Origin of the sequence: Streptomyces sp. Ru72, from assembly GCF_002920635.1 — a bacterium.
GTDB lineage: Bacteria > Actinomycetota > Actinomycetes > Streptomycetales > Streptomycetaceae > Streptomyces.
The window spans coordinates 1-13091 of record NZ_PQSR01000078.1 but is presented as its reverse complement, the minus strand read 5'-3'; the positions used below and the strand labels follow the sequence as shown (position 1 = coordinate 13091).

12 protein-coding genes and 3 pseudogenes are annotated in these 13091 nt (G+C 67.2%); 9 read left to right on the top strand and 6 right to left on the bottom strand.

What is annotated here, in order from left to right; genetic code table 11:
- Positions 1-297 precede the first annotated feature (297 nt).
- Together C3488_RS40235 and C3488_RS28465 are read right to left on the bottom strand one after the other, a co-directional pair.
- The gene (locus C3488_RS40235) at positions 298-579 is read right to left on the bottom strand and encodes a hypothetical protein (RefSeq protein ID WP_146067938.1); all 282 of its coding nucleotides are present in this window, start codon (positions 577-579) and stop codon (positions 298-300) included.
- A gap of 246 nt (positions 580-825) precedes the next feature.
- Positions 826-1932, bottom strand: coding sequence for a low temperature requirement protein A (locus tag C3488_RS28465; RefSeq protein WP_181139226.1), 1107 nt, complete (start codon positions 1930-1932; stop codon positions 826-828).
- 714 nt (positions 1933-2646) lie between these two features.
- On the opposite strand from C3488_RS28465, the gene C3488_RS28460 reads away from it, so the two are divergent.
- From C3488_RS28460 to C3488_RS40765, 5 genes are all read left to right on the top strand, one after another.
- A complete protein-coding gene (locus C3488_RS28460) occupies positions 2647-3063 on the top strand; it encodes a heme-binding protein (protein ID WP_258053718.1) in 417 nt (138 codons plus the stop codon).
- 116 nt (positions 3064-3179) lie between these two features.
- On the top strand, positions 3180-3986 hold the full coding sequence (locus C3488_RS28455) for an SDR family oxidoreductase (RefSeq protein ID WP_103843799.1): 807 nt from the start codon (positions 3180-3182) through the stop codon (positions 3984-3986).
- A 240-nt stretch (positions 3987-4226) separates the two neighbouring features.
- Positions 4227-4727 (top strand): Dps family protein, encoded by a 501-nt coding sequence (locus tag C3488_RS28450; RefSeq protein WP_258053717.1) that lies wholly within the window; start codon positions 4227-4229, stop codon positions 4725-4727.
- 260 nt (positions 4728-4987) lie between these two features.
- Positions 4988-6475 (top strand): SDR family NAD(P)-dependent oxidoreductase, encoded by a 1488-nt coding sequence (locus C3488_RS41130; RefSeq protein ID WP_258053716.1) that lies wholly within the window; start codon positions 4988-4990, stop codon positions 6473-6475.
- Positions 6476-6836: 361 nt separating this feature from the next.
- Positions 6837-7142, top strand: a complete 306-nt coding sequence (locus C3488_RS40765; RefSeq protein WP_181139229.1) for a hypothetical protein — start codon at positions 6837-6839, stop codon at positions 7140-7142.
- 244 nt (positions 7143-7386) lie between these two features.
- On the opposite strand, the pseudogene C3488_RS28425 reads toward C3488_RS40765, so the two are convergent.
- The 3 genes and pseudogenes from C3488_RS28425 to C3488_RS28415 form a co-directional block, all read right to left on the bottom strand.
- Positions 7387-7749, bottom strand: a pseudogene (locus tag C3488_RS28425) (molybdenum cofactor biosynthesis protein B); the annotation flags it as partial.
- Positions 7746-7901, bottom strand: a pseudogene (locus C3488_RS28420) (cyclic pyranopterin monophosphate synthase MoaC); the annotation flags it as partial. The pseudogenes C3488_RS28420 and C3488_RS28425, both read right to left, overlap by 4 nt.
- 58 nt (positions 7902-7959) lie before the next feature.
- Positions 7960-8598 (bottom strand): TetR/AcrR family transcriptional regulator, encoded by a 639-nt coding sequence (locus tag C3488_RS28415; protein WP_103843780.1) that lies wholly within the window; start codon positions 8596-8598, stop codon positions 7960-7962.
- Positions 8599-9443: 845 nt separating this feature from the next.
- Here C3488_RS28415 and C3488_RS41875 point away from each other — a divergent pair.
- From C3488_RS41875 to C3488_RS28400, 3 genes and pseudogenes are all read left to right on the top strand, one after another.
- Entirely contained in the window at positions 9444-9635 is a 192-nt protein-coding gene (locus C3488_RS41875; RefSeq protein WP_146067936.1) for a hypothetical protein, read from the top strand.
- Positions 9607-9758 (top strand): annotated as a pseudogene (locus tag C3488_RS41870) (XdhC/CoxI family protein); the annotation flags it as partial. The gene C3488_RS41875 and the pseudogene C3488_RS41870, both read left to right, overlap by 29 nt.
- 146 nt (positions 9759-9904) lie before the next feature.
- Positions 9905-11098 (top strand): hypothetical protein, encoded by a 1194-nt coding sequence (locus tag C3488_RS28400; protein ID WP_146067935.1) that lies wholly within the window; start codon positions 9905-9907, stop codon positions 11096-11098.
- Between the two features lie 632 nt (positions 11099-11730).
- Here C3488_RS28400 and C3488_RS41125 read toward each other — a convergent pair.
- Positions 11731-11925, bottom strand: a complete 195-nt coding sequence (locus tag C3488_RS41125) for a DUF6207 family protein (protein WP_258053723.1) — start codon at positions 11923-11925, stop codon at positions 11731-11733.
- Positions 11926-12225: 300 nt separating this feature from the next.
- On the opposite strand from C3488_RS41125, the gene C3488_RS28380 reads away from it, so the two are divergent.
- A complete protein-coding gene (locus tag C3488_RS28380) occupies positions 12226-12630 on the top strand; it encodes a hypothetical protein (RefSeq protein WP_258053715.1) in 405 nt (134 codons plus the stop codon).
- Positions 12631-13091 lie beyond the last annotated feature (461 nt).

Below are 13091 nucleotides of genomic sequence, written 5' to 3'. Positions count from 1 at the left end.
AACGAGTCCACGGCCGGCAGGTGGCTCCGAATACCGTGAGCGCGCGTCTCGGGGGACCTCGGCCCACCGCGACGGAGCCCGGCCGAAGGGGGTGAGCCCGGCAATGCCCGAGGCGAGCTGGCCGCGTGACCTGGCCGAGCCGGCCACTCCGCCCGCGAGCTCTGCTCCCCAGATTCCCGAACGTGGGCCTGGTGGTCGGCTTCGTCCTTCGCCCGGGATCTCGCCGGTCTTGTCGATGACGTTCAGCAGGGCCACCTCCTCGGAACCGAGGTAGTGGACCGTCTTTCGGCGGAAGACCTACACGTGACGGTCGTCGCCGTGTCTGCAGGCAAGCCCGATGTCGCGCCGACCGGCGGCGTCCCTCGGCATGCTCGGCCCGGAGACGCCGGGGATCCTGGCAGCGGCGCGGTGGAGAGCCGCGTCCACGTCGGGCAGCGAGGTCACCTTGTTCAGCATCGCGCCGATGGCTTCCAGCGCCGCCTTCTCATGGGTCGGCCCCCTGGCCGTGGGTGTCAGCCCAGATCTTGCGGTAGTGCGCGTCGGGTCGGTCGGCAGGGCCCGGAGTCTCCGGTAGGTCACGGCGTTCGGATCGGCAGCCAGGCTCAGTGAACAAGGTCGAGTCGTGCTTCACGCCGACCTACGCCTCGTGGGCGAACCCGATCGAAGCCCACTTCGGACCGCTTCGGCACCGCATCGAACACGATCACCTGACGGACCATCTGCACGACGCGCACACTACGGGAGCGAGTGCTTGCCGGACAGATCGTCCTGGCCTGGCCGGACCTGCCGTCGCGCCAGTCGAGGTGTCAGCCGGATGCAGAGTCCTCAAGAAGCACAGGAGTCCTCGAGAGGCCTCGGGTCCATCGACGCCAGGCGGTGGTCCACCGTGGCGATGGCTGCCAGGACGATCGCGACCATGGTCATGCCGATCCAGCCGGCGATGGACGTTGTCGCACCCAGCGGTACCGCGCACACCGCCCCGATCAGGCGGTCGGCGATACGTCCGCTTCGGAGCAGCCCTCGGTAGATCGCGTGCCCCAGGAGGAACACCGCTGTGCCACAGCCCAGCCACCATCGGTGTGCGTGCCCGTCGAAGTGGTGGATGGCGTCGCTGATCCCGGCCGCGACCAGGATGATGCCGGTGATCATCACCAGGTGCGCGCTGGTGAACGCGTAGTAGGCGAGTGTCTGGCGACGGTCCTCGGTGGCCTTCTCGAACTCCTCGTCGGCTCGCTCTTCGTCCCCGTCGAAGTACACCCACCACAGACCCGAGGTCACGGCGATCCCCAACGCCACGCCCAGCGCCAAGGGGGCATTCACCGGGTGGATGGTCGCCCCTTGGGCGCCGATTCCGATGGCGACCACCGACTCGCCCAGTACGACCAGCAGGAGCAGTGCATGCCGCTCCACGAAGTGGTGCGGTTCGAGGACGAAGCCGCGAATGCGACCCAGCAAGGGCGAGAGGTAGAGGACCGGCACAGCGGTGGCCCAGCACGCCCAGCCCCATGCTTCCGGAAGGTGTGGGGCGACGAGTATGAGGACGCCGGCAGCAGCGTTGAACGGCATGTTGCGACGGATTGCCTGCCGAGCCGACGGGGCGTCGGTCGTCAGGTAGACCAGCCCGTGGATGGCAACGACGGCCAGATACGCCAAGGGGAAGGCCCAGCCCTCGGGCGCGAAGGCATAGGGCACATCCAGGCCCATGATGAAGAAGCCCGTCATCGCAAGTGTCAGCAGCAGGCGCACCTGCACCGCGTCAGGTCTCACCGCGTTCGTGAGCCATCCGAACCCGCTGAACATCCACCACACGATGACCATCGGGAGCAGCGCCTTGAGGAGGCCTTCCCATCCTGGATGGGTTTCCACCGCGTGGGTGACCTGAGTGACGAAGAAGACGAACACCAAGTCGAAGAAGAGCTCGGCCGACGTCACACGGCCCTGGGTTCGCTCTGAAATCCACAGCCGTCTGGGAACGAGAGAGATCCCGGTCCGTTCGGTTCTTCTCACTAGCGGTTCGCTTTCCCTCATCGGTACGAGCGGACAGCCGTCCGCCGAGGCACCGGTGGACGATCCTGCGATTGAACGGGCGGCAGAAACGCCACAGCGCGCCTGACCCTGCTCGCCGTGGTTGAGGGCAAAGGTCTCCTGGCGGTTGGCGGCATCCAGATTATCTGATCGTTTCTTCGTGAGGTCGGCGTGCCGACCGGGTGGGAGCCAGGGGAACCCCGCCCGCTCACGAACTGCGCGCCGCGGCCTCAAACGGCGGACCGGCGACCCGGCAGCACGGGGGTCTGAGCCATCGTCCCAGCCCCTGCTCCCGGCCGAGTCGGCAGCCGGGCGTTTGCCAACGGGGTCGGATCGCCCGACATGACCTGGAAGCGGTCACCCTTCCGGTAACCGGGTGCCGGTCGTGCCGATCGATACCTATGCGGGAGTCAAGTCTGCCTGCCCCGCCATGGGCACCATACCTAGGGGAACAGCTGACAGCCCGTTTCGGCATGGTCGGATGACGGATTACCCCCAGGCTCGGCATGGACAAACATGGATGTCGAAAGGGAACGCCGACCGGTTAGCAGAAATCCACGGCAAGTGCCTGAATGGCGAAAGTGGTCGGCAACGAAGACACCATGTAAGGAGCTGGTCGCAGTGCCTGACATTTCGACCGAAGAGGCCCAGCGGGTTCTCTCGGCCGGTGTGCGAAGGGCAGCGGAAATGGCGCTGCCCGTGAACATCGCGGTGTTCGATACCGGTGCGAACCTCAAGACCTTCGTTCGTATGGACGGTGCCCTGCTGGGTTCGGCCGACATCGCGATCGGAAAGGCGCGCACGTCGGCGCTGTTCCAGCTGGACTCCGAAGCGCTTTTCGAATACTGCAAGCCGGGCGGTACGTCGTTCGGACTGGAGAACAGCAACGGCGGACTGGTGGTCTTTGCCGGTGGCAGGCCGATTCGCAACGTTGAGGGCGTGGTCGTCGGGGCCGTGGGCGTGTCCGGGGGGTCGGTCGCCCAGGACGCCGAGATCGCCCAGGCGGCGGCTGCCGCGCTCGCGGCAGCGTCGGCCTGAGTTTCCGTCCCGGCCTGAGCTTCCGCCCCGGCTGGGGCGCGCCAGGAACCGGTCCTGCCGATCGGTTTCTGAAAAATCATTCATATGAAGAACCAAGTAAAGGAATGGGCATCATCATGAGCGGTAAGCGGATTCTTGTCACGGGTGCCGGATCGGGTTTCGGTGAGGGTGCGGCCATCGGTCTGGCGAAGGAGGGCCACGACGTCATCGCCACGGCCCAGATCTACCCCCAGGTCTCAGCGCTCCGGCTGAAGGCCCGCGAGCTCGGTCTGGACAATCTGCGGGTCGAGAAGCTGGACGTCCTGGACCCGTACGACGTCGCGGCCGCGCTGAAGTGGGACATCGACGTCCTCTTCAGCAACGCCGGTATCGGTGAGGCCGGTCCGGTCAGCGAGATCCCCGTCGGGCTGCTGCGGAAGAACTTCGAGACGAACGTGTTCGCCCCGCTCGAGCTCGCTCAGAAGTTCGCCCGTAAGTGGATCGACCAGGGCCGGCCGGGCAAGGTGGTCTTCACTTCCTCGATGGGCGGTCTGTTCACGCCGACGGGCTTCGGCCCGTACGTGTCGACCAAGCACGCGCTCGAGGCCCTCGCGGAGGCGCTCCGGGACGAGCTGCGCCCGCACAACATCAAGGTGCAGACCGTCAACCCCGGCGCCTACCTGACCGGTTTCAACGAGACCATGGCCGAGACGGCCTTCAGGTGGCTCGACGACGACAAGAACTTCAACAAGCGTGCCGACGTGCAGGCCGGGTTCGACTCGCTGCTCGGCACCGATGAAGGTCGCCTCGACCCCCAGGAGATGATCGACGCGATGGTGCGCATCGTGCCCAGCGACACGGGCAAGTTCCGCAACGTCGTGCCCGGCTTCGTCGAGGACATGCTGAAGAAGAGCCAGACCGACGCCTGGGACATCACCATCTAGGTGTTCCGTCCACGGAGATCGCCCTGATGCGGATCTCCTACGAGGCACCTTGAAACGGCTGAGGGCCTTCTGGCGCGGTGCAGATCATCACATCCGCAGCGGTGACCGGAAGGCCCTCCTGCCGTCCCACCTGATGCCCTGGCAGGGGGCACTTCCCACACCGGATGACCGGATGGTGCATCCCGCCGCTGTCGACGCCGCGCCGGGTGCGCCTTCTGGGCTGTTGAACGGAGAGAGAGTGTGACGACCCTAGGCTCGACCGTGACGAAACGGCGGAGCGAGGACGACGTTCCGTTGATCACCGCATCACCGGCCTTGGCCGGCGCCCTTCAGCAGGTGCTCGTCGATCTGATCGAGCTGCACCTCCAAGGCAAGCAGGCACACTGGAATGTCGTAGGTCGCAACTTCCGTGACCTGCATCTGCAACTCGACGACATCGTCGACACGGCCAGGGAGGCGACCGATACGGTTGCCGAGCGCCTACGTGCACTCGGCACCGCCGTGGACGGACGTTCCGACATGGTCGCCGCGACCACGACGCTTCCCGCCTTCCCCGGCGGAGAGCAGGACACGGCAACCGTGGCCTCTCTGCTCGACACCCGTCTCCGTGCTACAGCGGCGACGCTCAGGCAGGCACGTGACGAGGTGGACGTGGAAGATCCGCCGACCGCCGACATCCTGCACGCGATCATCGACGACCTGGAAAAGCACGCCTGGATGGTGCGGGCGGAGAACCGTTGAGGACGGCCTGGGAGAACACCCCCGTCCGACTTCATGCCGGCTCGGCGCAACCGGTGGTGGCCCTGACCTTGGCGCGCGCACCCCTGGGGAGACGGCCTTGTCGATCGTGGCCGAGCTCGTCGCCGATCTCCTCGGCAGCTCGAGACTGTCCCTGACAAGGACGCGCAGAGCTATTCGTCGTGACACCGCGGCTGTCTCCCGCGATGTCATGTGACAGATCCAGCGGGTCACATTGCGAAACAAGCGACACGCTGCGCAACGTGCTCGTCAACAACGCCGGCTACGGGGTCGAGGGCACTTTCGAAGAGACCTCCCTCGACACCTTCCGCCGTCAGTTCGACGTCAACGTCTTCGCCGTCGTTGCGGTCACCCAAGCCATCCTGCCTCGCATGCGGGAGCGCCGAGCGGGTCACATCCTGTTCGTGAGCTCCATGGGCGGTCTGCGCGCCTTCCCCGACCTGGCCGCCTATCACGGCTCCAAGTTCGCCGTCGAGGGCATCGCCGCCACGCTCGCCCAGGAAGTTGCCCCGCTCGGTATTCATGTCACCGCCATCGAGCCCGGCTCCTTCCGCACCGACTGGGCAGGCCGTTCAATGCACCGCGTCGAGAGCACGATCGCCGCCCACGACAAGATCTTCGCCGCGACCCGCGATCGCCGCCTCGCCATGAGCGGCCACCAGCTCGGCAACCCCGCCCAAGCCGGCCGCGCCCTGCTCGCCGTTGTCGAGGCCGAGAACCCGCCGACCCACCTCCTCCTCGGCAGCGACGCGCTCCGGCTCGTCGCCGACGCCCGCTCCGCCTTCGACGCCGAGACAGCCGAGTGGAGTGACCTGTCGAAGTCCACCGACTACCCCGACGGCGAACAGATCGCACGAGAGAAACGACGACGACCGGAGATCCGATTGAGAACACATGACATGACTGTGGTGCTCACCGGCGCGACCAGCGGCATCGGGCAAGCCGCCGCCCGTCTGCTGGCGCCGCAGGTGACCCGATTGATCCTCCATGGCCCGCAAAGGCCACAAGAAGTCACCGGGCAGCTGGAGGAGCTCCGCGCTGCCGGCCCAGCAGAGGTGCATTACGTACACGCTGACTTCGACAGCCTGGCCATGGTGCGTGCACTCGCCTCCCAGATCTCAAAGATCACGGATCGGGTCGACGTGCTCATCAACAACGCCGGCCGCCCGGGAACACCGCGACGCCGGCTCAGCCACGACGGCAATGAAGCGACTCTCCAGACGAACTACCTGGCGGCCGTGCTGCTCACCGAACGTCTCACCCCGTTGCTCGTTGCATCCGGCGGCCGAGTAGTACATGTCGCTTCGGCGACCCATCTGTCCGCCTCGCTCGACCCGGACGACCTCAATCTCGAGCGCTCCCACTACAGCGCTACGACTGCGTACGCGCGCTCAAAGCTGGCCTTGGTGGCGCACGCTCGGTGGCTGGTCGAACAAGCGGCCCCGCCGCAGCCGGACGCTGTAAGTCTCCACCCCGGAGTCATCAGCACGGAGCTCTTGCACGCCATGTTCGATATCGGCGGTGACTCAGTCGTGCACGGAGCACACAATGTAGTGAGTGCCGCCCTGTCCACCGGCAGGTGGGCCGGCCAGTACCTGGACGAGAGACGACCGGTCCAGCCGAACCCCCTTACCCTCGACGCCGATTTCCGGCGCCGGCTCGCACATCGCACCTTCGATCTCCTGCACCGCTCCGGCACAAAACCCGAAAAGGCTGAAGGCCTCCCCTGACCATGTAGAACATCGCCGCTCTCGCCGAGAGGGCCGCTGCGCTCGGCATCACGCCCTACGGACGGGCGGCAACCGTCGCTGCCGACAGCAACCTGTCCGTCCACCCCGTTGGTTGGGTACAGGACAGCGCGCAGTGACCGCAGTCGTGGAGTCCTTGGCGTCGGTCATTGCCCGGATGCGGGAGCGGGTGACGCCTGTATCGGAAGTGGATCTGGTTGGACGCTGATGCGCGAGCAACCCCCACCGTCACAAGCCCGTCACAGGCTTTCAAGGTGGCCGTCGCAGCCATGCATGATGGCGGTGATCAGCACGATCAGCGGCCAGCTCATCACTCAGGCCGGGAGAGAAAGGGCCATTTGTCATGCGATTCCCTGTCCGCAGCACACTGTCCCTGGGCACGCTCGTCTGCGGCGGCCTGACGGTCTGGGCGGCGGCGACGCAGTTCAAGGCAAAGCAGTGCCTGGACGGGGCGCTGCACCCCGCTGCGAGCAGTGCCTCGATTACCGAGCAGGGCTGCGAGATGACCACGTCATCTGGTTCGACGGTCCTTGTGCCGATCTCCGGCCCACCGTTCGAAGCTGGCGTAACCAGCGCCTTCGGCTTCGTCGTCCTGGGCATAGCGGCCTCGGTCGTGTTTCTGCGTCGTGCGCGTCGTCCGTCGCGTTGAATCGGCATGCGACCGTTACAGCCACTCGTTGATGGCCGCGACGAGGACGGTCGCTTCGTAGCGGACCGCGAGTTTGTCGTATCCCGTGGCCACGGCGCGGTGTCTCTTGAGGCGGTTGATACCGCCCTCGATCCGTGGCTTCGGCCGGGCGCTGGTTGATCAGGGTGCCTGGGTCGATGAAGTGGGTGGCGTGCTCATCAACGCGGCGACGGCGGCGCCGAGCGGGCGGCCGGACCGCAGCAACTGCAGTCGGCACCTTCTGCCGTCCGTACGCCCGCACGGCCTCGGCGATGCCCGGCACCTCGTAGCCGATTATGCGGCGCGTCGCCTCGTGCCTGCGGTCGGTGGGCGAGATCCCGGTGCCGCCCGGTGGTGACGATCGCGTCGTACCCAGCTTCCACGCCGACGCGCAGAGCAGCCTCCACGGGCTCCCCCTCAGGGACGACCTGCGGCCCCTCGACGTCGAACCCGAAGCGCTCGAGCCCCCCGGCGATCAGGGGGCGCCCTTGTCCTCGTCGACACTGGCCGCGGCGCGGTTGGCGGCGGTGACGACCGGCGCACGGTTCGGCGCGCGCGGCGCACCACCGGCGGACCACGCGCCGTTCACGCCCGGCTCCAGTCGCCCGACTTGCCGCCCGTCTTCTCTTCCACGCGCACGTCCGTGATGACCGCTCCCTTGTCGACTGCCTTGACCATGTCGATCACGAGCGCGGCGACGGAGACCGCGGTGAGGGCTTCCATCTCGACGCCTGTGCGGTGGGCGCCGCGCTCGACTGCTTCGGCCGGTCGAAGGCACAATAGGCACCTGCGCACCTGACTAGCCGACACTGGCTCCGGGGGAGCGGCGGTACACGCCGTACCAGTAACCCGCTGCCAGCTCGTGCGCGACCGCGGCGTCGTCCCTTTCGCTGCCGGACATCTGCTGGGCGATGACCTGACTGCCTCCCTGGACGATGATCCTCGCGGCGAGCTCCGGGTCGATGTCCTCAGGTGTCCGGCCGGCCCGCTGCTCCTCCTTCAGCACCGTCGCTGCGTGGGTGATCAAACGGTCCTGATCCGCAGTCCATGCTTCCCGGACCGCCGGATCGTACGTGGCGACTTCGTTGATCGCGGACAGCAGAGCCGCGTGCTCGCGGTAATGCCGCAGGATGAGCTCGTAAGCCCGGGCCAGGCCGTCGAGCCCGCCCTCGGGCCCGCAGGGCCGCCAGGCCTCCGCTATCGCGAAGCTCTCCGTCTTGAGGGAGCCGCTCAGTCGCAGCAGTACATCCACCTTGTCGCGGAAGTACAAGTAGAAGGTGGAACGCGAGATGCCCGCGGCGTGGGCGATCTGCTCCACGCTCAGCTCGGTGTAACTCACACCATCGCGCAGCAGCTCCTCGATCACGGACAGGATCCGCTTTTCGAGGGCGGACCGTCGATCGGCCGCACTGGAGCGTCGTCGAGTGGTGGAAGCCATAGGGGCATTTTAAGCAACCGGCAAAACGCCGAAGCGCTTGGATCCGCCCGCAGTACCGGTCCGGCAGGACTCAGACCGGTTGGGCGCGCGGCTGTGTCCGCCCGGGGCGAATGCAGCGCAGGACGTCGTCGTCGTTGATCGGGTTGGCCGCGCTTCAGAGGAAGAGCGTTTCCGGGGCGGCATAGGGCGATTCGCCTGACCTGCGGGGTTCGTCTGTTTCTGCAAGGTTCCGCCGCTCTCGCACCGTATGCCGCCATGGTCGTGGCGGTGTGGCCCACCACTGGGCATGGCGGACGACGCACCGCCATAGACAGGCAGGGCGGGGCGCGCTGCACGGGGAGCCGCTCCGGAGTTCCGGCTGCTGCGATTTCGGTGTGGAGCCCACGGAAGCGGATGTCCGAAAGGTTCTCCCTGCGCGTTCTCCCCTGCGCTGCCTTTTCCTTGAAGGCCGTCTCCCGGTGTTTTCGCTGGTCAGTGCCCGCGGTGTTCTCGATGGCGAGGCTGCTGAGGAGGGGCGCCCGCGCCCCCGCGGAGCCGGCTCACCGCTGCTGTGCGGCGGTCTCATCGGGGCGCTGGTCGAGCCCGGTACGCGCCACGCCGTGTCGAAGGAGAGGTTCCCTGGCTGGCTCGTACCAGCCGCCACGCATCGCCACACTGAGGTGCTCACGGTATCGCCGCAGTCGGCTCCGGCTACCACACCCTCAGAGGCAGGATCTACCTCATCGATGCCGCCGGCCCAGTTCACCGCCCGCTGACTCTGCCGCCGCTTTCGGGGAACGCATCCGCCCCGAACTCGGTGAGGAACAGAAACAACAACGCTCACGTTCGAATCACCATTCACACGTTTGTCTGATTTGACGCGAGACGATCAGGTGCAGGCGGTGGTCATCGCCCCCGGCATTACCGAGGACGGCGGACGCGAAGTGCCGGGACTGATGGTCGGCGACAGCGAGACCGAGGTGCTCAGGCGGGCAGCGCTGGCCGGCGTGGCGTCGTGCCGCTCAACCGGCTCGAGTGCGTTCACCGATCGGCCTTGACGTCGGCGCGCGCACACCTGAGGAGACGGTCCTGTCGATCGTCGCCGATCGCCGCGGCGGCTCGTCCTGTCCCTGACAAGGACGGGCAGGTGCATTCACCATGCCGCCGCGCCTGTCTCCTGACCGTCATGTGACAGATCCAGTGGGCCTCATGGTGAAACGGACCGACTCGTTGGGCTTTACACCTCTGGTCAGATTACCGATGCCCCACGGACCGATTCGCGCCATGGTTGCGGCAGTGCCACTGCATTCATGAAAAGTGAGGGGCCATGCCCGACAAACAATCGACGTCTACGTCCCGTACCCAGTTCGGCAAGCTGCCGGAACAGCCGGCGGTAACGACTCCGGCGCACCGGCACGCCAATGCGTTTCTAGATGCCGAACGTGCTCGCATAGCCACGCAGCCCGGCCTCGGAATGGCGGGCCTTTTGGTGGTCGTTCCGGTCGCCTTGCTGTTCGCGTTCGGGCTGGGTGGTGCGGAGGATTCGGTTGTCGTCCTCTCGCCCCTCGTCACATTTGCGCTGCCGCCCCTGACGGTGATCGCCTTCTGGTGGGAGGACTGGCCGGGTTCCAGCCTGCGTCCCAAGTGGTCAGCATGTGTGGACACACTCCTGATCGCGGCAGCGGGTATCGCCCTGGCGATGGCGGGGCAACGGGTGATCGGTCAGGTCGACGCCGTCGGTATCTTCGATCCGACTCCGGGGCCTGGTCACTCGCCGTTGTATCCCGCATCGTTGCCCCTGGGACTGACCGCCTTCACGGCGATCCTGCAACTGACCCTTGCCTTCGAGGGCTGGCCGCTCAAGCGCCTGCCGCGGCTCGTCGGTGGGATCGCGGCACTGGCGCTCTCCTGGGCCGTCGCTCTCCTGGTGCAGTACGTCGCCTACGACTTTCCCGCCCCGCCGGACTCCGGCCTGTTCAGCCAGAGCGGGCCGTTCTCCCGGGAGGACATCTCCGTCGTGCTCGCCGTGTGCGGATCGTGGCAGGTGTGGCTGTTCATCGTTTGGCGTGGTTGGCCCATGAACGCATTGCGGAAGCGATGGCTTCGGATCGTTGTGGGCAACGTGCTCGTGCTCGGTGGCGCGGCGCTCACCTACGCGCTTGCGTACGGCGCGGGCGGGGTGGAGCCGCCTGCCATCCTGGCGGCCGCCACCAGCTTCAGTGCCGCCGGGCTGCTTGTCGGCATGCTCTTCGAAGGGGCGTTGCGCCCGTATCTGTCCGCCGCCCGGGAACGCGTAGCCACCCTTGCCATCACCGTGGCGGTGGGGGCCGGGCTCTGTATCGGGCTGCTCGCCTATGCCAACACGCTCACGTGGTCGACCTCCAGCGCTGAGGCATGGGTGGGACATGCAAGCATCAACGCATTGGCGCTCGGCGTGATCCTGCACGTGGCGGTCTGCCACCGCTGGCCACTCGACGACAAGACCTCGGCGCTGCGGCAGTCCGAGGCGCCCGAACAGTGAGCCGGACCGTCCACGGCCTTCCGGGCCTGCACGCAGACGCTGCGGGCCGCCCTCGCCGTGGTCGACCCCGATCGGCTGGCGTAGATGCGGCGGACGAAGGACGAGGCGTTCGCGAAGGCACTGGAGTGGCAGTCGCTGAGTGTTGCGGAGTCGGGTGTCGGCCTGGACCCAGGGGCATCCAGTTCGCCCGCCGCCCTGACCTTGCAGCACGGCATGCCCGGGCGTGAGCACGCTGGAGGACGAGGCCCGGTTGCCGCCAAGGACGCGCTGCCGGAGCTGACGAGGCCCTGGACGAGGCTTGAAGACGGTGCGCGCGTGAGCTGGACGTGGGAACATGCCTGTTCGGTGGTGCAGGCGGCCCTACCGCGCCCCGCTCGTTCGTCGCTCAGGTGGAGTTCAGGGCGGCACAGTCGGTGAGGCCGGCCGAGGCGTCGTATGCGCGTGGGCGACCACGGCGGGTTCGATCCGAAGGGGGCGGATGTCGCCGTTCCCGGCGGGATGGTCTGGTATGAGGTCGTCGTACGCAGCGAAGCTGTCTACGGCCTCCGCATCCCCGGATCGACAACCTTTCGCCTGGTACCCTCCGGTCGCAGGCGTCGGCTACCCCGAAGGTGCCGCCGGCTGTCAGCCGGTCACCGGCTCAGGCTTCTCCGCTTCCGCCTGGCCCTCCGAGTCGAGTCCTGACACAGGTCCAGGAAGCAGCGCAGCCGCACGCCGGGCTCGCCGGGCTCCCGAGTCGTACGGTCCGCCGGCGCGATCCCCCATCGCGCGGCGAGTAACTCCTGGACCGCGAAGTCGGTCTCCTCATCGGCGGCCGCTACCTCCACCACGGTCAGACCCGGCCTGGCCACAGGGCACGGGAGCCCTCAGCAAGGGTTCCGGCGGTGTCCACGTCACACCGGATCCCTTCCACCGAGCGCTCCGGTGCTGCGGCGGATCGGAAGGGCGCGGTTCCAATCGCACTCCGTGCTGAGCCCTCCGATATGTTCTTCTGGGCTCGCGCCGGCGGGTCCCACGCATATTCGAGGGGGAACGTGCCTGGTGAGCGGCTTGACGCGGAGTGGGTCCGGTCTTGGTGGGAGCAGGCCGACGGGGCGCTGACGAAGCTGACCCAGTCCTTCCTCCCGATGCACGGCTTCCCGCCCGGCCACAACGCTGTGATACTCGCGACCGACGACAGCCATCAGGCGACGGACGCGCTCGTGGACCTGACGCCGATTCCCTCCGACCTGACCACGCTCTACTGGGTGATCAGCGAGGCTTCCCTGCCCGACGTCGACAGCGGGTACTTCATCCACTCACCTGCGACGGCGGCGGAGCACTTCCGCGAGTACGGCCCCGCTCCGATTGACGGCGAATCGATCGCGCTGGTCTTCGCCAGCGACGGCGGGGGCCGTCTGTTCGCGATCGGAGACAGCGGACGAGTCTGGAAGTCCACCACGGCTGCCTGGTTCGACGACTTCGACGTTGCCGCGTCCAGCTTGCAGGAGTTCCTTGAACAGCTCGGCCGACGGATCGCGAACCAGCCGTGATCATCGGCCGAGGGACAAACCGGCCCCTGCCCCACGGAGGTCATCTCATTCCGCAGCTGGGGAATTGTGAGCAGGTGTGGGTCACCCCTGAGCAGGGGGTGGCCGATTTCACAGAGCGTCATCGACAGGGCAGCCTGGTCCCCGCACCCGCGGGGATAGTCCCAACGCCCAACCAACCCGGAGCAACGCAGCCCGCTGCTCCCCGTACCCGCGAGTCGAAGGATCTCCGTGCTCCTTCGCGCCGTACCCAACGCGGTGGCGCGACAGCCCAGTGGGGGAGCATCTGCTCAATCACCATCTGATCGTGAGGGGTCGTCGCCTTCCGCCCGCTAGGCCGCGCCGTCTGTCCTGTTCACCTGCCTGTTGCTGACCGGCTGCTCGCCCAAGCTGGACGAGGGCGCGGCCGGGCCGCTGGGCGCGACGCCGACGTCGCAGCATCGGCCACTGGTGCGGACGGGGCC

Excerpts from the sequence above, each read along its gene's own strand:
- C3488_RS28455 (WP_103843799.1), top strand. The coding sequence starts at position 3,180 with ATGAGCGGTAAGCGGATTCTTGTCACGGGTGCCGGATCGGGTTTCGGT.
- C3488_RS40765 (WP_181139229.1), top strand. The coding sequence starts at position 6,837 with ATGCGATTCCCTGTCCGCAGCACACTGTCCCTGGGCACGCTCGTCTGC.
- C3488_RS28415 (WP_103843780.1), bottom strand. The coding sequence starts at position 8,598 with ATGGCTTCCACCACTCGACGACGCTCCAGTGCGGCCGATCGACGGTCC.
- C3488_RS28400 (WP_146067935.1), top strand. The coding sequence starts at position 9,905 with ATGCCCGACAAACAATCGACGTCTACGTCCCGTACCCAGTTCGGCAAG.
- C3488_RS28380 (WP_258053715.1), top strand. The coding sequence starts at position 12,226 with ATGCACGGCTTCCCGCCCGGCCACAACGCTGTGATACTCGCGACCGAC.